This is a genomic window from Leptospira fluminis (genome assembly GCF_004771275.1).
Classification (GTDB): Bacteria; Spirochaetota; Leptospiria; order Leptospirales; family Leptospiraceae; genus Leptospira_B; species Leptospira_B fluminis.
Genome location: NZ_RQEV01000017.1, coordinates 143,017 through 166,692, shown reverse-complemented (window position 1 = coordinate 166,692; position 23,676 = coordinate 143,017). Strand labels below are relative to the sequence as shown.

At 48.4% G+C, this 23,676-nt stretch carries 21 protein-coding genes; 10 read left to right on the top strand and 11 right to left on the bottom strand.

Annotated elements, in window-relative coordinates:
* Positions 1-106 precede the first annotated feature (106 nt).
* Both EHO61_RS16260 and EHO61_RS16255 read left to right on the top strand, forming a co-directional pair.
* Positions 107-1,189 (top strand): endonuclease/exonuclease/phosphatase family protein, encoded by a 1,083-nt coding sequence (locus EHO61_RS16260; RefSeq protein WP_167884895.1) that lies wholly within the window; start codon positions 107-109, stop codon positions 1,187-1,189.
* A 53-nt stretch (positions 1,190-1,242) separates the two neighbouring features.
* Complete coding sequence (locus EHO61_RS16255) at positions 1,243-1,701, top strand: VOC family protein (protein WP_135814608.1); 459 nt, start codon at positions 1,243-1,245, stop codon at positions 1,699-1,701.
* Positions 1,702-1,738: 37 nt separating this feature from the next.
* On the opposite strand, the gene EHO61_RS16250 is transcribed toward EHO61_RS16255, so the two are convergent.
* The 5 genes from EHO61_RS16250 to EHO61_RS16230 form a co-directional block, all read right to left on the bottom strand.
* The gene (locus EHO61_RS16250; RefSeq protein WP_135814607.1) at positions 1,739-2,113 is read right to left on the bottom strand and encodes a DUF1987 domain-containing protein; all 375 of its coding nucleotides are present in this window, start codon (positions 2,111-2,113) and stop codon (positions 1,739-1,741) included.
* Between the two features lie 2 nt (positions 2,114-2,115).
* The gene (locus EHO61_RS16245; protein ID WP_135814606.1) at positions 2,116-2,670 is read right to left on the bottom strand and encodes a SiaB family protein kinase; all 555 of its coding nucleotides are present in this window, start codon (positions 2,668-2,670) and stop codon (positions 2,116-2,118) included.
* A gap of 28 nt (positions 2,671-2,698) precedes the next feature.
* Positions 2,699-8,074, bottom strand: a complete 5,376-nt coding sequence (locus EHO61_RS16240) for a protein kinase domain-containing protein (protein WP_135814605.1) — start codon at positions 8,072-8,074, stop codon at positions 2,699-2,701.
* A gap of 67 nt (positions 8,075-8,141) precedes the next feature.
* Positions 8,142-9,119, bottom strand: coding sequence for a ketoacyl-ACP synthase III (locus tag EHO61_RS16235; RefSeq protein ID WP_135814604.1), 978 nt, complete (start codon positions 9,117-9,119; stop codon positions 8,142-8,144).
* A gap of 71 nt (positions 9,120-9,190) precedes the next feature.
* Positions 9,191-11,005, bottom strand: a complete 1,815-nt coding sequence (locus EHO61_RS16230) for a CoA-transferase (RefSeq protein ID WP_135814603.1) — start codon at positions 11,003-11,005, stop codon at positions 9,191-9,193.
* A 278-nt stretch (positions 11,006-11,283) separates the two neighbouring features.
* Here EHO61_RS16230 and EHO61_RS16225 point away from each other — a divergent pair, with 278 nt between their 5' ends.
* The 4 genes from EHO61_RS16225 (at position 11,284) to EHO61_RS16210 (ending at position 14,321) form a co-directional block, all read left to right on the top strand.
* Entirely contained in the window at positions 11,284-11,727 is a 444-nt protein-coding gene (locus EHO61_RS16225) for an acyl-CoA thioesterase (protein ID WP_135814602.1), read from the top strand.
* Entirely contained in the window at positions 11,724-12,593 is an 870-nt protein-coding gene (locus tag EHO61_RS16220) for a four helix bundle protein (RefSeq protein ID WP_135814601.1), read from the top strand. Before EHO61_RS16225 ends, EHO61_RS16220 begins: the two co-directional genes overlap by 4 nt.
* An 88-nt stretch (positions 12,594-12,681) precedes the next feature.
* Positions 12,682-13,443: an SDR family NAD(P)-dependent oxidoreductase gene (locus tag EHO61_RS16215; protein ID WP_135814600.1), complete on the top strand. Its 762-nt coding sequence runs from the start codon at positions 12,682-12,684 to the stop codon at positions 13,441-13,443.
* A gap of 113 nt (positions 13,444-13,556) precedes the next feature.
* A complete protein-coding gene (locus EHO61_RS16210; protein WP_135814599.1) occupies positions 13,557-14,321 on the top strand; it encodes a PP2C family protein-serine/threonine phosphatase in 765 nt (254 codons plus the stop codon).
* Here the strand turns inward: EHO61_RS16210 and EHO61_RS16205 are convergent.
* Complete coding sequence (locus EHO61_RS16205) at positions 14,318-15,604, bottom strand: beta-ketoacyl-[acyl-carrier-protein] synthase family protein (protein WP_135814598.1); 1,287 nt, start codon at positions 15,602-15,604, stop codon at positions 14,318-14,320. The two genes, EHO61_RS16210 and EHO61_RS16205, sit on opposite strands and share 4 nt — an antisense overlap.
* Before the next feature lie 229 nt (positions 15,605-15,833).
* Here EHO61_RS16205 and EHO61_RS16200 point away from each other — a divergent pair, with 229 nt between their 5' ends.
* Together EHO61_RS16200 and EHO61_RS16195 are read left to right on the top strand one after the other, a co-directional pair.
* On the top strand, positions 15,834-17,288 hold the full coding sequence (locus EHO61_RS16200) for an adenylate/guanylate cyclase domain-containing protein (protein ID WP_135814597.1): 1,455 nt from the start codon (positions 15,834-15,836) through the stop codon (positions 17,286-17,288).
* A gap of 133 nt (positions 17,289-17,421) precedes the next feature.
* Complete coding sequence (locus EHO61_RS16195) at positions 17,422-17,847, top strand: LA_2478/LA_2722/LA_4182 family protein (RefSeq protein WP_246032189.1); 426 nt, start codon at positions 17,422-17,424, stop codon at positions 17,845-17,847.
* Positions 17,848-17,933: 86 nt separating this feature from the next.
* On the opposite strand, the gene EHO61_RS16190 is transcribed toward EHO61_RS16195, so the two are convergent.
* From EHO61_RS16190 to EHO61_RS16170, 5 genes are read right to left on the bottom strand one after another with little or no spacing between them, the layout of a single operon-like run.
* Positions 17,934-18,905 carry a lysylphosphatidylglycerol synthase transmembrane domain-containing protein gene (locus EHO61_RS16190; RefSeq protein WP_135814595.1) on the bottom strand — a complete coding sequence of 324 codons (972 nt, stop codon included), beginning with the start codon at positions 18,903-18,905 and terminating at the stop codon, positions 17,934-17,936.
* A 17-nt stretch (positions 18,906-18,922) separates the two neighbouring features.
* Positions 18,923-19,273 carry a histidine triad nucleotide-binding protein gene (locus EHO61_RS16185; RefSeq protein ID WP_135814594.1) on the bottom strand — a complete coding sequence of 117 codons (351 nt, stop codon included), beginning with the start codon at positions 19,271-19,273 and terminating at the stop codon, positions 18,923-18,925.
* Positions 19,270-20,169 carry an ROK family protein gene (locus tag EHO61_RS16180; RefSeq protein ID WP_135814593.1) on the bottom strand — a complete coding sequence of 300 codons (900 nt, stop codon included), beginning with the start codon at positions 20,167-20,169 and terminating at the stop codon, positions 19,270-19,272. The genes EHO61_RS16185 and EHO61_RS16180 overlap by 4 nt, the downstream gene beginning before the upstream one ends.
* Positions 20,166-20,831 carry an ABC transporter ATP-binding protein gene (locus EHO61_RS16175; RefSeq protein ID WP_135814592.1) on the bottom strand — a complete coding sequence of 222 codons (666 nt, stop codon included), beginning with the start codon at positions 20,829-20,831 and terminating at the stop codon, positions 20,166-20,168. The genes EHO61_RS16180 and EHO61_RS16175 overlap by 4 nt, the downstream gene beginning before the upstream one ends.
* On the bottom strand, positions 20,828-21,352 hold the full coding sequence (locus EHO61_RS16170; RefSeq protein ID WP_135814591.1) for an ABC transporter permease: 525 nt from the start codon (positions 21,350-21,352) through the stop codon (positions 20,828-20,830). Before EHO61_RS16170 ends, EHO61_RS16175 begins: the two co-directional genes overlap by 4 nt.
* Positions 21,353-21,423: 71 nt before the next feature.
* On the opposite strand from EHO61_RS16170, the gene EHO61_RS16165 reads away from it, so the two are divergent.
* A complete protein-coding gene (locus tag EHO61_RS16165) occupies positions 21,424-22,986 on the top strand; it encodes a tetratricopeptide repeat protein (protein ID WP_135814590.1) in 1,563 nt (520 codons plus the stop codon).
* An 11-nt stretch (positions 22,987-22,997) separates the two neighbouring features.
* Positions 22,998-23,594 carry a hypothetical protein gene (locus EHO61_RS16160; protein ID WP_246032188.1) on the top strand — a complete coding sequence of 199 codons (597 nt, stop codon included), beginning with the start codon at positions 22,998-23,000 and terminating at the stop codon, positions 23,592-23,594.
* Positions 23,595-23,676 lie beyond the last annotated feature (82 nt).

Below are 23,676 nucleotides of genomic sequence, written 5' to 3'. Positions count from 1 at the left end.
TAAAATCCGGATCGAAAATTGTGGACGAAACCCCGAGCATATTTACAAAAGGATGCTTCGCCGAACGAAGCGGAACTCCGGACGAAAACAATTCTTAGGGGGAGTCTTGAAAATTTTAAAGAACATCCTGTATGTCGCGCTGGTCGCATTCTCTCTATTGCTGGCGGCGGTTTATTTTTCCACCTTTCATCCGAAGCAGACGGAAAACGCGGATGTGGTATGCAAATCCTACGCGCTCGAGGTTCCGGGAAACAAGGAGTTGAAAGTGCTTTCTTGGAACGTGCAATATTTTGCCGGTAAGAAAAAAGTCTTTTGGTACGACGTTCCCGACGAATCCGGTCCTGACACCGTGACGACTTCCGAAGAAGTGGATGCCACTTTGAAAAAGGTCGCTAACGTGATCCTGAAGACGGATCCCGACGTAGTATTGCTGCAAGAAGTGGACGACGGAGCCAAAAGGACCCGCGGGGAAAACCAATCCGAGAGATTGGTTCAGCACCTTTCGGATTTTTATCCCTGCAGGACGGAAGCCTTTTATTGGAAAGCGGGCTTTGTGCCTCATCCTAAAGTTCTCGGATCGGCAGGGATGAAGCTGGTCATTTTGAGTAAATATAAGATCGCTTCGGCAGTGCGTTATCAGTTGCCTTTGGCGGAAGCGGATCCTATCAGTCGTCAGTTCCAATTGAAGCGAGCCGTACTGAAGGCGGATCTTTCCGTATCGGGAGGACGAAAGTTCTCCGTTCTAAATACCCATTTGGACGCGTTCTCCATGGGAACGGACACGATGCAAAAACAGGTGAAATTCCTTTCGGATCTGTTGCGGAAGTTGGACGGAGAAAGGTCGGATTGGATCTTAGCGGGAGATTTCAATCTTCTCCCGCCGGGTTTCGATCGGAAAACCTTGCACCCGAACGGAGCGTTTTATTACGGAGACGATCAGGAAATCAAACCTCTCTTTGACGGCTGGTCTTCCGTAGTTACGAAGGAGGAATTGAACGGTCCCGAAAAGGAGAAATTCTTCACATATTATCCGAACGATCCCGCCATCGCCGAGCCGGACCGGACCATAGATTATATTTTCTATTCGACAGGGTTGGTCAAAAGCAAGTACGACGTCCTTCGAAAAGGGGACGCGGCCGAAGCCAGCGATCATTTCCCGTCGGAAGCGGTCTTTCGTTTCGCGGAATGAATTGCCTTCCGCTTTCTAAGGGAGAAGTTGGAAAAAAAATACGAAGGTTTATTATGAGACCGTTTAAGATTCTGGGAATCCAACAGGTAGCCGTAGGGGGCGAGAGCAAGGACAAGCTGAGGAACTTTTGGGTGGATGTTCTGGGTTTGGAGAATGTCGGAACGTACCGTAGTGAAAAAGAAAATGTGAACGAAGATATTCTTAGAATGGGCAAAGGGCCTTATGCGGTGGAAGTGGACATCATGGAACCGGTGGATCCGGGCAAAAGTCCGAAAGTACATGATCCGAAATTGAATCATATCGGTCTCTGGGTGGACGATATTCATAAGGCTGTGGAATGGCTTTCTTCGAAGGGAGTCCGGTTTACTCCGGGAGGAATCCGAAAAGGAGCCGGGGGGCACGATGTAACTTTCATTCATCCGAAAGGAAACGAGGAGTTCCCTCTTTGCGGAGAAGGAGTGTTGATCGAATTGGTTCAGGCGCCGGAGGAAGTCGTCCGGGCACTCGGCTAAAATCTACGGATCCGCGTACCGAATCGGTGCGCGGAATTCATTTGTAAGATTTCATTTGAAACGGAATGCTTAAGTCCGAGGAAAATTCGGCGCCTGTCTCTTGCATATCCTCGTCGTCTTCCTTGTACAACCATTCCACTTCGACCTTACCGCCTTTTTCATGGAATTTTTGCAGATTGTCCAAAATATCCATGATGACCTTCGAGGAACTCGTGTTGAAATAATCCATCTGAAACTTCAGTCGGATCCGCTTCCCTTCGGACTGCATGGCTTTCAACCATTCAAATACAGGCTTGTAAAATGCCATTGCGTTTTCCGGGTAGGATTCCCCGATAATTTCCGCGTCGCCCTTGGACGAATCTAGGATGACTTCCGGCGAGGTTTTAGTCTGCTGTATGTGTAAGGATTCCATTCTTAGTTTTCCTTAGTAAAGAATGCAGAAATCGTGAAGAAAGAATTGTTATCGTCCACGGTATCGAAATGGAACACAAGCGGTCCGTCCGATTTACGAGCGATATCTATTAAGCCAACTCCCGAGCCCTTACTATCGTCAGGTCGTTCCGCTCTTAGCTGCTGCTGATAAAAGGACTTTAATTCGTCCTTATTCATCGAGTTGATTCTTTGGATCCTTTCAGAGAGAAAGTCTAGCTTCTCATTCTGGACTAGATTGCCCGAAGCGATTTGATAGCCAATCGAATTTTCCCTGACGGCAAGAATACCTACTCCGGCTTCCTTCATTTCTTCATTTGTGCGGCGCTCGGAGGAATAATGCAGCATATTCTGTGCAAGTTCGATAAAAACTGCAAAGATTTTCTTAATTTTGACTTCTGCGCTTAAGGAAGTTCGGATCAAAGATCCCAATTCCGTGAGAACTTCCTGCGAGAGTCTACCTTTAAAACTGACGAGTAAGTCGTACTCGTCCGCTTCTTTGTAGGATTTGAATAGATTTAAGAGCTTGTTGTCCATCATTAGCATCTTCCTTTTTCAGAAACTTCTCCTACCGTCCGTTCAAGACTAATCCGACTAGCGTGATGTCGTCCCTCTGCGCTTCTCCATTTTGATGAGCCGATAAAAAGGATTCCAACCTTTCCTTTTGTTCCGTGCAGGGGAGGTGTTCTATCGTTCCTAGGAAATTCAAAAATCCTTTGGTACCGATCTTTTCGCGATTCGGGTTGGGCTGGTCCATGAAGCCGTCCGTTGTCAGATAAACGCTCGTACGGACTTCCTGTTCTAGCGGGATGGAATGCGTGGTAAATTTTCTCGTTTCTTCTGTCTGCCTTCCACCGATAGAGGCTCTATCCCCTTTGATTTCCGACAAGATGCCTCCTTTTCCTATAAAAATAGGACGTTTAGCTCCCGCAAAGAATAAATTTCCTTTTTCAATTTTGAGTAAGCAGATATCCATTCCGTCTCCCGAATTCGTCTGTTCCCTATCCTGTTTTAGGGCTTGTCGAACTTTCTCGTGCAAAGATTCTAAAATTAAAGCCGGATCCGAAATTCCGGCTTCGGTCACGATTTGGTTGAGAAGGGTGTTTCCGATCATAGACATTAGGGCTCCCGGCACTCCGTGACCAGTGCAATCGACTGCCGCGAGAAAGACCGCTTCTTCCTGTTTGTAAAACCAGTAAAAATCCCCCGAAACGATGTCCTTCGGTCTGAAAACCACGAAATATTCTGCCAGAGTCTTGCTGAGAAGTTCGTCGGCGGGTAGGATGGCTTGCTGGATATTTAAAGAATATGTAATACTATCCGTAATGTGCTGGTTCTTAAGGGCCAGATCATCATTTGCACGGGCTAGTTCCTTGGTTCTTTCTGTCACCTTGTCCTCGAGGTTCGCGTACAATAGGGCGTTATCGATGGAAATCGCCGCCTGCGAGGACAGGATGGAGATGGTTTGCAGTCGGTCGGAGGTAAAGGCCGCCTCCGAGAGATTGTTTTCGAGATAGAGAATCCCGATCAATTCCCCTTGCTTGATGATGGGGGAGCAGAGCACCGATTTGGTCTTCTGTTCGCGGATGTAAGGGTCCTTATTGAATTTCTCGTCGGCGTAGGCGTTTTTCAGTACGAGATCCTCTTTTGTCCTTTCCACGTAGTAGATGATGCTGATCGGTATATTCGTACTTTCTTGAACGGGAATTCCCTGGAGTACGTGGATTTCCTCGCTCCAAATGTTTCCTTCCGCCTCTATCGAAAGTTTTCCGTCGCGTTTCAGGATGAGGATTCCTTTTTGGGCGCCTACGTTTTCGATGGAGATCTGCATCAGTTTATCCAGAAGAGCTTCCAGTTTGATCTCTCCGGAAATCACGTTCGAACTTTTGAGTATGGATTGGAAATCGAGAGTTTGTCCGGTATATACTTCCGTGGCGGAAGCGGTATGGGTCCCGATCGTTCCGAGAGTATAGGCGGTGCGGAATGTGCCTCTGCTTTTCTCTCTCACGAATTCGGGATGTTCCACGCGCAGCATCTCCTGCTTCTTAAGAGCACCCCATTTTCCGTATCTATAGTAGGATTCACTAATATATTGAGCCGCGATTTTCGCGCTGCCTTTCGCCAGCCAGAACCTCGCCGCCAATTCGCATCCTAGAGCTTCGTCGTTGGAATATTCGTTTTTAGCGGCGAGCTGTACCGCTTGCTCGTAGGTTTTTGCCGCCTTCCAGTTCTTGTATTCCAGACGGGAAAGTTCCGCGTCCACCAGTAGGTATTTGTGCTCGAAATTTTCCGGCGAGTTTTCCGAAAGTAATTTCAGTTTCGCTAGGTTCCGTTTGATCTTTTCCAGGAATTTCGTTTTTTGGGCTTGGGAAGAGGACTTAAAGTTCGCCGCCATAGCTAGCGCGTGAAGATACGCGTGCTCCTCCACGGAGATTTGTCCCGAGATATAACCCAAAAGACCTTCCGCCTCGTCCAACTCCTTGAGAGCGGTAGCGAATTCTCCGTAGGTAAGTAGGACTCTCGCTTTCATGATCTTAAAGAGGCAGATCGGGAAAGGGCTTTGGTGAGTGTTGCAGAGTTCCACGAACTGGGTTTCGTCCATTTCTTCGGTGGAAAATTCCATATGGGAAGTCGTCTTCCCCCTCAGGTTCGAAAGGACCAAAGCGGAAGCGAGCACGGTGTCTATCGCTAGATTATTTTTCACCTTTCGAGAAAATTTCAAAAGCGCTTCCACTTTCAACGCGGCGGATTCGATATTCTTGGATTGTAGAACGATGTTGACCGCGTCGTTCATGGCGCAATATCCGCCGTGTAGAAATTCTCCGGATTCGAGGCTGGATTGTATTCCCTTTTGGTTGATGTCTTCGGAAAATTTCAGGTGCTTTACGAACGGATTCGTGTAGTTGGCCAGAATATTCGCGGCTTTGGTGGTTCCGCTCGGGTTTTTGTGCTTTTCGCTAACCTTGACCGCGAGTTCGGCGAATTCGAATCCTTTTCTGTATTCTTGGTATCCCGAGGCCAGTACGACTCCGTAAGAAGAATAACCGTAAGGATCGGAGAGGTTTCCGTGTTTTAGGAAGAGATTCACCATCTTTACGCAGATTACGGGAAATAATGCGAGTGCGAAATTGTACGCGGTAGGGATCGCACCGATCAGAAGGTTTACCGCCATGATGTGTTCCGGTTGCTGCATCAGGGGAAGATCCAATAGGGAATCCACCGTTTTTCCTTCCAGGGCTTCGTTCGCGATCTCCATTTCCTGGGTCAGGACCTGTCCGAAATCCGTTTCCGGAATATCCACGCCTAGGGGTTTGAGCGCTTTTACGATCGTGGGCAGGGCTAGATCGAATTTTCCCAAGGCGGAATACTGGATGATGAGCATATTGTAAGCCTCGGCTTGTTCTACCGAAGTTTTTCCGTATTTCAACAACACATCTATGATCTTCTGAGAGTCTTCGAAGTTTCCAGTAAGGTAGAGAATTTCTGCGAGTTCCTTATGAATGGAATAGCAGAGGTCGTAAAAGACGGACCAAAGGACGTCGTCCCCCTTTGTTCCCTCTGGGAGAGTGAAGAGCAGATCCCTTCCTTTTTCTATATAAACCAAGGCGGGTTGGTAAGCGGTGGAGTTTTTGGCTTTTCTGCCCGCGAGTAGGTTTAATTCGGCCAGTCGTTTTTTTTCGGACGGATCTCCGATAAGGGAAGAGCCGGTATTCAGATGATTTGCGACGTCGAAGACGATGTCTTCCAAATGCTTTCCTTCGGTTCCTTGCAAAAGCATTCTTCCGATGCCGAGACGGATCTGCTTCTTCTTTTCCTCGTCGATGATCTCGTAAGCGGCCTGTTGGACTCTGTCGTGCTGGAACCGGAAAAGGACGGTCTTTGCCGTCTGCTCGTTTTTTTCCTTGTTTGCCGCGGTTTCCAAAAAGGATTCCGCGATCCTATAATTTTCACCCACCGGAACGATCAATTCCTCGTTGATACATTCCTGCAAAGATGCGGAAGTTTCTTTGAAGGTTTTTCCCAGGATGCGCGCCAACAAGGAAAGATCGAAATTGCTTCCGATGCTGGCCGCCATCCTTAGCGTCTCCTGAATTTCGGGTGCCAATTTGCGGATGCGATCGACGAGTAACTCGACTACGTTATCCGAAATTTTCGTATTCCGAATTTTAGCGAGATTCCATTTCCAGCGGCCTTCTCCCGGCCTTCCCGAGCCTGCATCGAAATAGACCATTTCCTCTCGGGACAATTGTTTGAGTAATTCCCCGATGAAAAAAGGATTCCCTCCGGTTTTGGAATGGACGATTTCGGCGAGTTCTTTGGTTTCTTCCGGTCCGCATCTTAGGCTTTCGGAAAGGAGCTCGTTGACGTCCTTTAACAACAAAGGATGCAGCTCGATTTCGTGCGGATCCAAGCCTTCCTTGCTTAAAGTATCGATAAGCGTTCGGAAGGGATGCGAAGCGTCCACTTCGTTGTCTCGGTAAGCAAGCATTAGGAAAAGATAACTTACCGTTACGTCTTCCATGAGATTCTTGAGCAATTCCAAAGAGCCGGTATCCGCCCATTGCATATCGTCCAGAAAAATCGCCAGAGGATGTTCGGAGGCCGCGAATACTTTTATAAAATTCTGGAATACGACGTAAAAGCGGTTCGCGTTCTCTTGGGGTCCCAACTCGGGAATCGGTTCTTGTTTTCCGATGATGATTTCCAATTCGGGAATCACATCCGTGACCACTTTTCCGTTGGCGCCGAGAGCCTTGCGTATTTTGGATCGCCAGGCCTCTATTCTTTCGGGAGGTTCCGTCAGGATCAGTTCGATCAGGCTGGAAAAGACCTGTATGACCGCGGAAAAAGGAAGGTTCCGATTGTACTGGTCGAATTTCCCCGTTATGAAGTAGCCTTTGGATTCGGTGAGAGGTTTATTGATTTCCCGGACCAGGGAGGATTTTCCGACTCCGGAATAGCCTGCGATCAGAACCATTTTGGTTTTCCCGTCGGCGGCGACTTCCTTGAATTCCCCTAACAAAGCCTCGATATAGTCGCCTCTTCCGTATAGTTTCTGAGGGACCTTGAATTCCTGGGAATAGTCGTTTTGCGCCAGAGGAAAGTCGGGAAAATTCGAATTTTCTTTCCAGAGAGAATAAGCTTTTTCCAAGTCGCCCTGAAGCCCTTTTGCCGTCTGGTAACGGTCTTCGGCGGTCTTGGCCAACATCTTCATTACGATATCGGAAAGTACGTTAGGTATCTCCGGCCTCAGCTTTTTCGGAGGCGCAGGATTCTTTGCCATATGAGAATGGACCAATTGCAGAAGATCTTCCCCCTCGAACGGAAGAGTGCCCGTAAGCATTTCGTAGAACGTAACTCCGAGCGAATAAAAATCACTCCTATAGTCTACCGAGCGGTTCATTCTTCCCGTTTGTTCCGGAGAAACGTACTGTATGGATCCCTCCAATATGTTGGGGGAGGACCAGGAGGTTTCCTCTTTGGTCAGTCGGGTGGAGATCCCGAAGTCGATGACCCGTACTTCGTTTTCTTCCCTATTGTATATTATGTTTTCCGGTTTGATATCTTTGTGGATGATCTTTTTGGTATGTATATCACCCAAGCGTTCGGCTAGTTGAACCGAGACGGAAAAGAATTCCTGCAACGGGAGGGGATTTTGAACGATATGCTGTTTTAGTACTCCTCCGGGCATGAAATCCATGAAGAGGGCGTACCCGTCCGGAAGTTTTTCGAAATTGATCGCGCGAACGAATTTTCCTCCGTTCAGAGTCCTGAGGATTTCGTATTCGTTCCTCAGGTTCACGACCGACGGATGCAGTTCATCCAATAAAGGAAGAAATTTTATAATTACGAATTTTCCGTCTTCTTTGCGTACCGCCTTGTACACTTCCGAAGAGGATTCGGCATTTAATCTTTCCCGAAGTTCGAATCCTGTTACGATCATCTAGTCACTTCACCTGTTTTTATCTATGTCGAAAATCCTTTCCGACTTTCTCTCTCTGCCTGCGGAATCAAAGCCGAAACAGGAGTCCTCCCCAGTAGAACCCCGCCCCGACGGCGGGAGACAAAAAGAGATCCCCTTTTTTAAACGTTCCTTTTCGATAAAACTCCGAAAGGACGATCGGTATCGAAGCCGCCGAAATGTTTCCCACGTTCTCGAAGTTCGTAAGAATCTTCTCTCTCGGAAACGGAGTCCTCTTTAAGACGTCCTGGAGCACCGCATCCGTTCCCGGATGTGGAACGACCCAATCTATATCTTCCACAGCGAAACGATTTCTTTGCAGCAGGTCGTCCATTGCGGAAAGCGTCAAGTCGACCGCATTCGGTACCAGCTCAGGAAAACTTTTGATATAGCTTTCTGGAGGAGGACCGGTGATGATGATCGGGGCCAGCTTGCCGTCGTTTTTCAAAAAGGAATCAATGATTCCGAATTCTTTTTCTCCCGTAAACTCCAATAACACTCCGGCTGCTCCGTCTCCGGCGGTAAATTCCCCGTAACCGCCAATTCTGGTCCGGGCGGAAAAACGCTCGCTCCCGATTACCAACGCGTTTTTGAATTTTCCGGAACAAAGGAATGCCGAGGCCATTTGCACTCCGTGAATGAAACCGGTGCATGCAGTACAAATATCGAAGGCGAGCGCTCGTTTTGTGCCGGCTAGTACGGATGCTTGCGGGGCCAGCTCCGGAACGTAATAGCGATCGGTCCAGTTCGCCAATAGGAATAGATCCACATCTTCGGGTTTTTTCCCTGCATCCGCTAAGACCATTTCCGCGACTTTAGCCGCCATATAAGCGGGGGTTTCTTTTTCCGAGGCTCTATGTCTCTTCGAGACGCCGATGTTTCCGATTACGGCCTTTTCGGCAGGGTGCATTTCCGGATATTTCAGTCGGGAACGGATCTCGTCGTTCGTAACGATTTGTTCCGGTAGATAATGACCGAATCCGGTGATGCAAACTCCGTTGGAAACGCCCAGGCTATGGTTGGACATGATTCAATTTTTCCCAGCTAAACAATAAATTTCCAGTCATAATTCCACGATTTGTACACATATTTGCCCAATTAAGGCAGACGAGTATAAACCATAAACTGCTCCGTGTAGATTCTTTCCGGATCCAGCTCCCGTAAGACGGTCAGTTCGTCCGCCGTAATCGGAGGCTCTTTCCGCATAGGAAGTTCCTCATCGGGAGGTAACCAAAGAGTGTACCTGAGCACCGCTTCCACGGTTTCCATTTCTTCATCGGAGGCGGGTGGGATCCAGGAATACAATTCGAAAGGGTGGTCGGACAGGGAGTCCCTTTGAAAGCGTCCGAATTGGCAGACGGCTTCAATGATTCTTTCGCCCGGGGAAGTGATATGCTTCACCTTTCTCACGAATCTTTGCCGGTTCGCTTTGGCTACCACAACGGTATCTGCAACCGAGACGATATCGTTGGCTCCTCCGGAACCCACCAGGAATTTCCCTTTTCCGTCCGCAACGGAATTCACGTTTCCGAACCAATCGAGTTCCGCGGCTCCGATCACCCCGAGGCAGGAATCCGGAACGATGGTCCCTAAAACCTGGGCCGTTTCGGAAAGCATGAAACAATTGTGAGCGTGAAGTTGGCTGAATAAAAAAACGTCTCCGGGAAAGGGACTCATTCCGTAAAATCCCAATTCGGAAATGACACGGATGGAGATTCCCTGTTGTTCCAATAATTTAAAGGCGGTCCAAGCAGCCATGTGAGCGGCTCCAATTCCCGCGAGTATAGTCTTGTAACCTCCTTTTTTTACCCGTTCTATCACGGCCCTCGCGGCGAGAATGATCATCTGTTCCGAATCGTTTACGGTATTCGGGTCCTCTTTTCGAGTGAGTCGGTGTTCCGGAGGAATCATTTTCAATCTTCGTAATTTATCCGTACCGATCTCTTCCAGATACTCTTCGTGTCCTCGCGCTAGGTCGACGAATTGTTTGTACCATCTTGCCGCTCTGCTCGGAACTCCCGCGCACTCGTTGGCTTCGGATTGGAATTCATAGTCGTCCAAATACGTTTCGATTCCCTTGAACGCCGGCAGGTCCGGAAGATTGTGGACTCGAAGCGATTGCGGATGGGCTCCGAACCTGGCTACGGCCAATCCGATCACTCTACTGCTCGGCACGCTTACGATTTCCGGCGGGATCATTCCTCGGGGGACGATCTTTTCCACGGTGGCGATGACTCCTTTTATCGCGGCCATGGCCCCCCAGGTTCCTTCCCCCACCGGAGGGCAGAGTACGATGTTTCCGTCTTCGTCCGCAACTACGCCGTGCATAAGCGTGTATTCCGGATTCAATGGCGAAATAAACAGAAGGTCTTTCCCCCGGATTCCTTTCGTTTCGGTGGAAAGATGGGAAGCGGCGGCTTCTCCATAAGGATTGCCTTCGGTGGGTTTGTTATATAGAAAGGCGGATTTTCCCAATTTATCCGTAATCAAGTCGGAGCCGACCAAGGAATTGGAAACGAATCCCGGAAGACGCATGGCTCCGGCGATCAAGCGTTGTATGATCGTGAGTAAGGACCAAAGTTCCACTTGAAAAGGCTTTCCTTCCAATAGATCCCTATACAAAGAATTCGGACTGGGTTTGGGATAAGTGTCTCCCGCAAAACCGGTGATGACTTTTTTTGCAATACCGGAAAGTGCGATGGAATGTGCGCTTGAGTGGATTCCCGCAACGCTAAATGTGAATTCCGGATTTTTATCTTTAAAAACCCGAGCCAAGGAATAAATCAACGCATTCGGTCGGGACATTGTTGCGGCCAAATGTAAGTACATTCCCGGTTTAACGAATTCCCGTACAAGACTGTCCGGATCCGAAAGAATTTTGACCGGTTCTGGATGGTAAGATTCTCTAAGCATTGCATTCTAGCGTAGAAATTCTAACCGTGGAACGGCACACGGTAAACTCCCAACAGATTATCATGGATTTGACGGAAAAAACCGGATTTTCATACCGGTGACCCGAGAAATCGGATGAAAATTAAAATCAACGGTGAAATCGGAAAACTTTCGGAAAAAAAGACTTAAATTCGCCTAACGTTGGAGTCTATTATAGAATCGGATTCGCATCCTCCTTTCAAGAACCGTTTTTACGGGACCGATATTAAAAAGGGATCTTTCCTTCGAAAGAGAAAATCATGTCTCAGATCTCCGTTCCGTCACACTTCGATTATCGGATGGAAGTCCAGGTTCAAAATGCGGATATTCGGAGCGCGACCGTAATCGGAGGGATTTTCGTTTCCCATGTGACCTATGCCACTTTGATTCCTCTGGTCGACAAGGTCTTTGACGGGTTTTTGGAGCATTTTTCCTGGTCCAAATCGAACATCGCCGGGGCTAATATCATCGTTCCGAAATTGGAAGTAGACTATCGGTCCGAAGCCAGAGAAGGGGAGCGTTTGGATTGGCAGGTGGCCGTCACGAATCTCGGGAATAAATCCTGCGATTTGATCTTCTTCGCAACGAAGATTCCCGAGAGGGAAGAAGTCGCCATTGTGAAAGTTTCCCTGGTATTTTACGACTACAAAGCCCGCAAGACTTTGGAGATCCCGAAGGAGTTTCGGGAAAAGTTTTCCGAATGAAAGCCGAAACCTCTTCGGGACAGGAGTCGGAATTTCCCGAAAGATATTATTTTACGACGGAAATTCCGATTCGAAAGACCGATCTCAGCATGGATCTCCATGTCTCTTTTGCAACCATCATGGAATTGGTGATGGAAGCTCATCTCCGCTTTTTCCAATTTCTGGGATATTCCGTGATGGACATCCACGGATATAGCATCATTTTCGCGAACGCTTCGATACGCTACGAAGGCGAATTACTTTACCGGGATGTGGCGACCATAGACGTTTCCTTGGATCGGTTGGAGGATAAATCTTTCGATCTGTATTTTCGGCTGTCCAAGGACGGCAGAAGAAGAAAAGTCTCCCTCGTTAAAATCAGAGTATTATTTTTCGATTATAAACAAAGAAAAGTGAGTTTTGTTCCCGCGCCTTTCCGGGAAAAGTTCGCGTCCGGGAAAATCCAATCTATGCCCAGTCCTCCCGTGGGGACCTCGAATTTTTCCGCAGATACCGAAGTTCAATCCGGCTTCCAGAGACTGGAGGTATGGAAAATCGCACACGATTTCGTGCTCAGGTTGTATGCGTTGTGCGATGAATTGCGGTCGAAGGCGGAGGACTCCTGGATCGAAAGGGTAAGGTCCGTTTCTTCCCGGATACCTGCCCGAATCTCGGGAGCTTGGGGAGCCCGTATACGATCCGAGAAAATCCGGAATATACTTCGAGCCAAGGAGCATCTAGAGGAATTGCGGTACTTATTGATGCTGGTCAACGATCTGAAAATCGCGGATCTGAGCGAGGAATTATCGGATTTGGAAAAAATCAACGAACACTTAAAGAAATATTTAAATACCGTGCGTAGCAGTCCGACGCGTAAAATCAATTAGAGATTTTGGTTGACTCGCTCCGTAAATACCGTATTACTTCCTCTCACCGAAGCCCCTCTCGGGAAATCCGAGATCGAATCGAGCATTCATGAAAGATAAAATAGCGATCGTAACCGGAGGGAATACCGGGATTGGACGAGCCGTGGTTTTGGAATTAGCGGCGCGCGGAGCCAAAGTCCTATTCTGCGGAAGACGGGAAGAGGAAGGAAAAAAGGTGGAAGCCGAAGTCGCTTCGTCCGGAGGAGAGGCGAAGTTTTTCGTTTGCGACGTTTCGGTAGATTCCGGAGTCCGAGAATTCGTTCAAAAGGCGGAGTCGCTTTACGGTGGATTGGATTTCGCGGTCAACAATGCGGGAATCGGAGGGCTGGCGCTGCCTTTGCACGATTATCCGGAAAAGGTATGGGACAAAGTAATCGACGTGAATTTGAAAGGTACTTGGCTTTGTATGAAGTATCAAATTCCGCTGATGTTGAAAAGAGGAAGAGGTGCGATCGTGAACGTATCGTCCGTAGCCGGGATCGTCGGCGCGGACTGGAAGGTAGCGCCCTATTCCGCCGCCAAACACGGAATTATCGGCCTGACCAGGTCCGCGGCCTTGGAATATGCGGAAGATCGAATTCGTGTAAACGCGATCTGCCCCGGGTTCATTCGGACGGAAATGTTGACAGGTTTATTTAGGAGTTCCTCCGATCCTGCGGATGCGGAACGTCGGATCACCGGTCTTCACCCCTTACGTCGACTTTCGGAGCCGGAAGAGGTAGCGCAGGCGGCGGTTTGGCTTTGTTCCGACGAGTCCTCTTTCGTTACCGGCGTGGCCCTGCCTGTGGATGGAGGGTATTCCGCAAAATAGAACCCGCGTTTTCGGCCGTCTCAAAACGCTCTTTTTTCTTGTAGGACGGATGAAACCGGTGCATTCTTGTAAAAGATCGCAGGGTTCCGGACCTATATTCGGAATTTCTAAAAATGAACATCCGCTATTATGCAATCACCGACAAGGGAAACTTTCGCTCCCACAACGAAGATTCGTTCTTTGCCAACGGAGAATTTCTATGCGGGCAGGTTCAGGGAGAACTTGCGGAAGTCAGGGAGACCGACACGGAGGATTTTCCCGCTCTTTTTGCTTTAGCCGACGGATTAGGAGGGCACGAGGCGGGGGAAGTCGCCAGCAAAACCGCTTTGGAAAAGCTTTCCTGGATGGCCCGCGCGATCCAACCTCTGGAGGAACTTCCTCCTCTCGGCTGGAAAAACCTGATCCGAAAAATCAATACCGAGGTGAATTTTCACGGACAGTCCATCGGAAAACCGAGTATGGGGACGACCTTAGTGGGTTGTCTCTTGGGAAAAAAGAAATCCTGGGTATTTAACGTAGGCGACAGTCGTCTGTATCACATGACGGACGGCAGGTTGAGCAAGGTCACCGTGGACCACAATATCAGCGAGGAATTGGGAGGTCTTTCCGGCCGCAACCTTTTGACGAGTTGTATCGGAGGCGGAAGTAAGGACATGCAGGCGGATATTTTCGATCTAACCGGAAAATTGTCACCGGGGGATCATATTCTGCTTTGCACGGACGGACTCACCGAGGTCTTGAATATCGATTATATGGAAAAAGTGATCCGGGAACATGAAGATCTCAAAGAGATCTGTTCCATTCTATCCGAAGAGGCGAACCTAAAGATGACCCGTGACAATCATACGGTACTTTTGGTCCGTATCAATCGACTTTAAAAATCGGGAGCCGCCAGGCTCACAAAAGAAGATTGGCTGCCGATCGCAAAGGCCATGGATATGGCGTATCGCAATCTTGTTTTTCTTGCGCCGTCCGCGACGTGATCGTGGTCGCATTCCGGATCTGGGTCCGTCAAATTGATAGTAGGACAAATGATCTGGTTCCGAAGCATCAAGGAAGTCGCGGCTACGTTGATGATTCCGGCGGCTCCGAACGTATGTCCGAAAATCGGTTTGATGGAGCCTACCGGAGACCAATGAAATTTGGGTTTTCCTTCGTACAAGTGGGAAACGGCTCTACTTTCCGCCAAATCGTTGTTATACGTTCCCGTTCCGTGGCCGCAAAAATAATCTATATCTCCCAAATGCAGGTTGCTGATTCGGATCAGGTGCTTTAATCCTGCGGCGGCTTTTTTTCCCGTTAAGTCCATCCGTAACGCATGATCGGCTTCGTTATAACTATAGGTTCCCAGAACTTCGGCGTAAATTCTCGCTCCCCTCTCCAGCGCACGATCCAGTCTTTCCAACACTAAGACGACTGCTCCTTCTCCCAATAAGAAGCCGTCCCGATTCTTATCATAGGGGCGGATCCCTCGCTTCGGATTTTCCTTTTCCATGGACATAACCCGACTTGTCGGATCGGAATACATCATCATGAGCGGTTTGAGAAGAGGGAATTCGTGACCTCCGGCATACATGACTTCCGCTCTTCCCTTACGGATCGCTTGGTAACAAAGACTGATGGCGTGATGGCCCCCTACGCAAGCCGCGGAAATGGTGGTCACGAATCCTTGTATATTCGCGTTTATGGCAGTGAGATTGGTAGGGTTGGAAGCCATGGAAGTCAAAACGGAATAGCGATCGAATACGCTCTCGTCCTTTTCCTCCAGATACTTTTTCCAAGCGAATTCCCACCAAGAAAGAGAGGCTCGAGAAGAGGAATCGATGAATCCGACCCGCGACGGGTCCAAGGAATTCTTGGCGATTTTGGCATCCTTATTCGCCTCTTCCATGGCGGACATCAGGGCGAAGGTCTCCGTATTATAATTCTTCGCGTGCTTTTCGCCCAATTCCGGAAGGTGGCGTTTCCAATCGAAAGTATTCATCTCACCGGCTACTTTCACGGGAAAATTCTCCGTGGAAAAACGGGAGATGAAATCCAATTGGGATTTTCCCTCGGAAATGTTGGTCCAAAAATCCTGAACGGTGAACGTATTCGGGAGAATGACTCCTATTCCGGTGATGACCACTCGCGAGTTCTTTCCGTTTTTGATTTTTTCCATAGGATCGTCCGGGGTGGGTACCTTACTTTCTGATTTTCCCGATGGGAATGAATAAATCTCTTTCGCAGATTTTGGACGCAAAAAAACAAAAATTCCTTTCTCTCATAAAAATCGAATGGAAAATCCGACTTTCTTTCCGCCGAAAAGGATCGATGAACGTCAAATAAATTGTAATTATTTCCGTTACATTAACATATTATGAAACCGAAAGAGTTCGAAAGGGGGTGCCATGTTTCAAGAAGCCAATCTGGAGCAAAAGGAAAAATCGTTGGAAGGGTTTTCCAACCTGGACAAATCCGACGTTCGGACCTTTATCGGACATTTGAGAAAATCGGACGTCTGGGATTTGATCCGGATCAATCCGTTTCGGTTTGCTTCTAAGACCGGTTTCGATTCCGGTAAATCTTTGGATCTATTTCTACACGGCGCGAAAATCGGACTTTTCGACATAGCTTATAATATGGTCTGTCCCGCTTGCGGAGGAGTCGCCTCTAGTCATAAGTCCCTCGATGAGATCGATCAAAATTCCTTTCATTGCTATATTTGTAATATAGATATTCCCACCACTCTGGACGATCAGGTCGAAGTCACCTTCACGATCCATCCTTCGGTAAAACGTATCGACTTTACGGCTCTTTCCCTACAAGACGTCCAGTCCTATTACAATTTTCACTTTTCGCAAAATTACCAAAAATCCCCGCAGTTGCTCCAGTTTCTGACCACAACTCTCCGCGGATTACTGAATATGGAACCGAACAGCACGATCACGATCGAGGTGGATGCGGAGAATGTGAAGGTGTACCAGTTTACGTCGGTGGAAAATAATTCGGCCGCCTTTCTCCACTTCGATAAGGAAGGTCCGCAAATTATGGATACGGTGGAGTTGATTCTTCTTCCTACGGGTTTTACTCCTTCGGAATTGCATCTTCCCAAAGGTAAGTACGAGGTTAAGATCACGAATCGTACCATAAATAAGGCCGGTGGGTTGCATCTTGCCCCCAATCCCGGTCGAATCCAGGAAATTACCAGGCGTCATCCTACTCGGGTCTCCGAATTCCTGACGGCCAAAAATCTGCTGAATAATCAGACCTTCCGTGATTTGTTCCGAGTGCAGCAGTTGAGGTCCGATCTAAATCTGAACGTCAAAAGTCTTACGATCATGTTCACCGATCTAAGAGGTTCCACGGAGATGTACGATAAGGCCGGCGACATGATCGCGTACAAGTTGGTCCAGGAGCATTTCCGACTCTTAATGGAGGCCGTTAAAAAACATAACGGTGCCATAGTAAAGACCATGGGCGACGCGATCATGGCCACGTTTTCCTCTCCCGTCGAAGGACTGTTGGCTTCCCTCGAGATGATGAGTAGGATCGATCGTATGAATCAGGAGGCGCATACCCAAGGTTTCGAGATCGGATTGAAAGTGGGTTTGAACGAAGGGCCTTCCTTGGCGGTCATCAACGACGAGAGATTGGACTATTTCGGTCAAAGTGTGAACATAGCCGCGAGGGTGCAGGGTCTGGCGCAAGCCGGAGAAATTTGGGTGACCCAATCCGTCCTGAAAACTCCGGGAGTGGATCGTATGCTGAGCGAAAAAGGATATATCTGGGAAACTTCCGAAGCCTCTCTGAAAGGAGTGGGGCGGAAAGCGGTGGTCCATCGGCTGTTCAAAAACGTGGCCTGATTCCATCTTCGAATCGGCATCCTCCATTAAAGCGGACGAGGTTTTGGAAATTTCTTCCAAAGCTTCGGAAAAAGAATTTCCCGATCGAATCTTTTCGTTAGGTTGGTTTAAAATTTATTTACCGGAGTTTCCGATGAGAATTTCAATCCTGCTATCGCTATGCGCTCTCTGTATCCTTTCCTTAGGAGATTGCAAATCTTCCAAATCTCCCGAGGAAAGGCTGATGGAATTGGCCCCGAAATTCCAGAAAGTCATGTGTTCCAAGACGATAGAGTGTACGAAAGACGAACTCGCAAAAGTCCCGGCCCAGTACCGCAACATGATCCCTCCGTTTATGCAATCGGAAGAGAATTGCGAAGCCTATTTCAAGGAAAATTTCGAGAAGGCTCGTAAGGCACGTCAGGAAAAGAAACAAGAAGTCACCGCGGATATGGTCTCCTCTTTCGAAACCTGCATTGCGGCGGTGGAAAAAACGACTTGCGATTTCTATAAAGGAAGCCAAGGAAAACAGCGCACGATTCCCGGTTGCGAGGACATGCAAAAATTCTCCGCGAATTGAACTGATTCTTTTTTCGGATAAAATCCCGCGGGAAATTTCCCTGCGGGATTTTTATTTTATCGGTAATGTATAAGCGAACAAGGGGTTCAGTCTTTTTCCCCGGACAATTCCGCGGGAATGCGTTCTTTTCCGGTAAAGGACCAATACGTATAAAGAATCGCCGTTAAGATTCCTAGAGAAACCATCTGCCCTAGATGTACCGTAGTGGCGTAGACCAATCCTTCCGAACTTTCCCTTCCTAATAAGACGAATCCCGAAGTAATGGAAGCGTGGTATACACCTGCACCGGACGGTGCGGAAGGGACCATCACTCCTACGGCTCCGCAAAACATGATGAATACGGTCTCCATCGGACTTAAATGGATTCCTACCAAATACTGTAACAAAGTATAATGGAGTCCGTAACCAAAGAGCCAAGTGCAGCCGGTGAGTAAGCCGTGCTTTCCCGCATTGTTCAGACTTAAAAATCCGCCCAGCTCCAGGACGAGAGGGGAGAGTTTGCTGCGGAAAAATTCCCCTTTTCCCACTTTTGAAAATAACGCTTCTCCCAACGATGCGATCCCTTTGTGGAAAAAACGCACGAAAACGAGGACTCCCAAAATGGAAGCGATTCCCACGAGCGGCAATAGGAAACGTACGAAATCCTGGTGAATGCCCAACAGGAAGAAAGCGCCGAGTCCCGCGCTGAAGATGAAAGCGAAATCCAAAACTTTTTCCAGAAAGAGAGCGCTCACCAGGGATCCGTAGTTGGCGTCCGAATCCTTTTTGCATAAGTACAGCCGGAAAATATCGCCGCCCCGTGCGGGCAGGAATTGGTTCGCTCCCACGCCGATAAACGAAGAGAGAAGCGCGGTCTTAAACGGGATCCTTTTTCCGAGGAGAAGGTACCATCTCCAGGAAAAAAGCGACAAGCCCCAGATGATCGCCGCAAAAAAAGGCAGCAAATATATAGGCTCCCATCTTTCCCGGATATTGGCAAAACCGGAAAGGTCCAGTTTCCAAAATAGGAAACCCAAGGAAATGCCGCTGATTAAGATTCCGATCGCGAGTTTTTTCAAGGAGGAACTCCAACGGTTCAGCCCGGAGGCCAGGTCATCTGTCGACCGCCTAACAGGTGAAAGTGTAGGTGGAAGACGGTTTGGCCGCCTTGTGGGCCCCTATTATTGACCACGCGGTAGCCGTTTTGCGCCAGTCCGAGGGATCTCGCCAATTCCCGAATGCGAAAGAGAAGCTCCCCTGCCAGATTCTTTTCCCCTTCTCCTAGTTCGTCTAGAGACACGTAATGCTTTTTAGGGATAACTAAAACATGAACCGGCGCTTGGGGAGAAATATCATGAAATGCTAATATATTTTCATCCTCGTAGGCGATTTTGGCCGGGATTTCCTTCCGGATAATCCTGCAAAAAAGACAGTTTGCGTCGTTCATTCGTTCCGTCCCAAACAAAGACTCGCTGCGCCGAGCGCTCCGGTGATGGAGCCACCCGCTAAAATGCGAACGTAGTCTCTGAATACGGGAAAAATGATTTCTCTAACGCGATTTTCAAGCGGTTTTCCGAAAAGAGAATAGGATCGCACCAAGCCTCCGGACAAAACGATGCATTCCGGATTTAGGATGTGGATCAGGTTGCGGATCAGTTCGGCCAGGACCTCTTTTCCTTCGTCCAAAATTCTAGCGGCCTCGCGTTCGCCTTTTTCCGCTCGAGCAAAGAACTCCTCGGCGTTTCGAAACGTGTTGCCGGTCAGCTCTTTGTATCTAGTGGAAAATCCGCTGGCACTAAAGTACGCTTCCGCGCAACCTTTGTGGCCGCATCCGCAGGGAGATCCGCCGGGGCGTATCGTAGTGTGCCCCACTTCCATGCTGTTGCCTTTGTAACCGTCGAAGAGTTTGCCTTCGTGAATCCAGCCTCCTCCTATGCCCGTCCCCAATGTCAGCACGAGAAGATTGGGGGACCCTTTTCCTTGTCCGTACCAATATTCCCCTAACGCGGCGCAGTTCGCGTCGTTGTCGTAATAAACGGGAAGTCCGAACGTCTCCTTTAGATAAGGAACGACGGGGACGTCTTTAAGTTTGGGCAGATTGGCGGAAGATAACAGAATGCCTTTGTCCTTATCTATCGGACCGGGACTTCCTAACCCGATCGCGGATACCGGACCTTTTTGCAGGAGTTCCGATACCAGCTTTTTCAGGGAGGTTAAGAACGCTTCTCCGTCCATTTCCGATCCGGTGGAAACCGACGATTCGAATAGAATGGATCCGTGCTCGTCCGCCTTACATGCCTTAACGCTTTGTGCGCCGATGTCCAATCCCAGAAAGGATTTCATTTTACGACTCGGGTAAAGCTCCCTTCCCGCATTTCGTAGATCGTCTTTGCGTCGAACGCCAGGTTCATATCGTGGGTTACGAGGAGTACGGTCAATCCTCTGGAATTGAAGTCGGAGAGCAATTTTCTCACCAGTTCGCTGTTTTCGGGATCCAGATCTCCGGAAGGTTCGTCCGCCAACAGGATTTCGGGTTCATTGATCAGGGCTCTCGCGATTGCGGTCATCTGGATCTGGCCACCGGAAAGTCTGGTCGGCAATCGGTCCCGGATAGAATTCAGGTTCAGGCTAGAAATGAGATATTCGCATTTTTCCTTATATTCCTGCTCTCCGAATTTCCCGACCAAAAGGGCGGGGAGAAGAATATTCTCTTCCACAGTCAGATGGGAAATCAGTTCGGAAAATTGGAAAATGAGTCCGATATTTCGGGCCCGAAATTTCGCGAGAGTTCCTTTGGTCATGCTGGAGAGTTTTAGGGTATCGAAATAGATTTCTCCCGAACTACTCGTCAGCATTCCGGTAATCATGGAAAGTAAGGTCGTTTTTCCGGAACCGGATGGACCCACGATGGCGACATAATCGGATTGGTTCACGTCGAAGGAAACGGAATTTACCGCTTTCGTGTTTCCGTATGTGCGGGAAAGATTGTTGATCCGTAGGATCATTTTCCCCTCCGGATGGATCTGTACGGATCGACTAATGTATGGAGGAAGGCGGTGCATCCTCCCGCGAGACCGAGCAGAGCGGATTCGTATAGGAAGGCGCTCGCATAATCCAAAACGGATACCAAGGCCGGATTTCCCGGCGGGTAAAAAAAGCTGGCAGCGGAGGCCAAAACGAAGCCGAAACCGTGAATGATCCAGAGTTCCGTAGTTTCCAAAAGGATGCACCCGAAGCGGTTTCCGCCGACGGCCATCATAATTCCGGTGTCTCCGGAGCGGCTCGTCGTCCTGACAATTCCCATAAAAATCAGTGCGGCGCTAGAAAGAGCCAAAACCAAGTAGGGAGAATTGCGGAAGAGATCGATACTAGAAACGTCGGAAACGGATTTGTCCGTCCGAATCGAGAAAAAACTCAGGATCAGACCGGTCGCGAAGAACGTGGAGAAGAAGATATGAAGAAAACTTGTAGTCGCATCCCGAAAGAACAGGGAGAAGGCGAACCGAAGGTAGGTGATTCTTCCCATCGAGAGCACGATACTGAAAAGGTTTGATTTTATCCAACATTTATTTGGTAAATAACGGGAAATTCCGGAACATGATCTTCGTAATTCTTATTGCAGCAGGTATCATCCTGATCGTAGCAGCGGGATCTTTTTTGATTCAGTCCAAAAAGGACGCATTCGAAAAGGCATTGGCACTCGCGGCGATGGGGAATTACGTCGATTCCCGGATTTTAATCCGGGATATTTTGGATGCGAATCCTTCCAACGTGAGGGCACATTTCATCATGGCGAAAATTTACGCCATGGAAGGCGATACCCTCAACGAAGCCAGGCATCTGGAAAAGATCAAAAAAATCGGCTCTTACGATAAGGAGATTTCGGAAGCGGCCGTCTCGAACCGGATCGCGGATATCTATTACCAACAGGATCTTTTCGAAGAATCCGTCTTTCACTATGTAGATACTTTGAGCGGAGATCCGGAAAATCTGGAAGCGAATATACGAGTCGCTTTCATGGCTTTGGGCCAGAAGGAATTCGGAATTGCCGACAAGTTCCTGTCAAGGGTTCCGGATGAAAAAGTCAAAATGACCGCTCTCTTCATTGCAAAGGGAGTGGTGGCGGCGATTTTGCGGAAGGGAGATCCCAAGCCGTATTTCCAAAAAGCCTACGAGGAAGAACCGAATTCCGCAGTAGCGGGCTTTTTGTACGCACTTACGCTCTCCCGTTCCGGAGAACACGACGAGGCGATACGAGTCGCGAACTCCGTCGTGGATCTGATTCCGGACGAATACGTTCGCTATACGTTATTCCAATTCATCATGTTGGAGTTCCTACTCAAGGGGGATTTGAGCGAAGCTTTAAAACATTCCCGGCTTTGTATGGAAATCGCCAGAAACAACGGTTGGAAACAGGAGCTCATCGATTCGGATTTCCATTTTGCCTTGATTGCGGTCAAAATGGGTAGGTTGGAGGAAGCCAGCGAATATCTGATCGAGGCGGAGTCCGAACGGGTCGACGATGAAAGAATCGTGGAATTGGCCAATTATAAGTACCAGTTAGAAACGAAGAGATTGGAAGCCGGAAAACCGGCCAAAAGCGGGTACATTCCTGACCAGGAGCTGGGACGGTTGTTCCCGGAACTTTTTCCGGTCGAAAGATACTACGAAATCTCCGGATTGAAATCCTCGAAATCCTTCCATATCAAAGGAATCATCGACGAGGAAGGCGGAAAGATCGTAGCCGAAATCGGAAAAATCGGCATCAGTGCCATGGACCATTTCCGTGCTCTAAAAGGCGTGGAATTCAAGAACCTTTGCGTCAAGGTGGTCATCGCTTTGAACTACACGATTAGTCGGGAAGTTCCGAATAAGGAAGGCGACGGTCTCAATTTCATGGGCTTAAGTAAGACGGACAAGGAGACAAGAGCCTTATTCAAATTCAGAAGATGGAAGGACGCGAAAATCTCGGACATATTCCTTAGAGATACTCTCAGTCAGGTCAAGGACATGGGTTTGGACAAGGCCTTTATCGTGGGGGATGCGGAATTTACGGACGGAGCACGTAGATTCTTGGCGGACAATTCTTCCCGACTGTCCGTATTGTACGGAAAAGACCTGGAAGAACTCCTGAAAAAAGCATTAAGAACTCCCGGGTAGGAGATTTTAGAATGAATCCCTTCGATTATGCCAACAATCTCCGGGTAAGATCCTTATTCTCCCTTTTGTTCCTCGTTGTGTTTGTCTGCATTGACTGTACTCGATTCGTACGGAAAAGGACCGTTTCGGAGGAACTTTCACCGAACGTGGAAAGAGCTAAGATCTATCTTTCGGGCCATACGGGAGAATTCACGAAGGACAGCGAGGAAATTCTCACCATCCTGAGAAGATTGATAGATGGAACCGTAAGAAAGGACCTGACTTTTCTTCCGGATCTGGTTTCGGAAGAGGACGGGATTTATATCGATCTAAAAGGTCATTGGGACAGAGCGAGATTGAAAACGGAACTTTCCGCAAAGGACAATTATTTTCGGACGTATTTTTTCGATCGAGAAGCGTTGGAAAAGGAAAAGAATCATTCGGACGTGCGTACGGTTCGGGACCTTCTTCTTTCCTCGAGAGGAATCGAAGTCGATTTTTATTTCGAAACTCCTCAGGCCTGCGAGGTCAAATTCAAGTTTAAGGAAAATCGAAAATGGGAGTCGGAACTCATTAACCCTTATTTTACGAAACGGAAGGGGAAATGGTACGTTCATCGACTCTTTTAGGGAAAACTCCGGAAAAACCGACAAAGCGACTTGCGGGCACGAAAACTGCATGCGGGAATAGTCAATAAGGCCGAGAATGCGA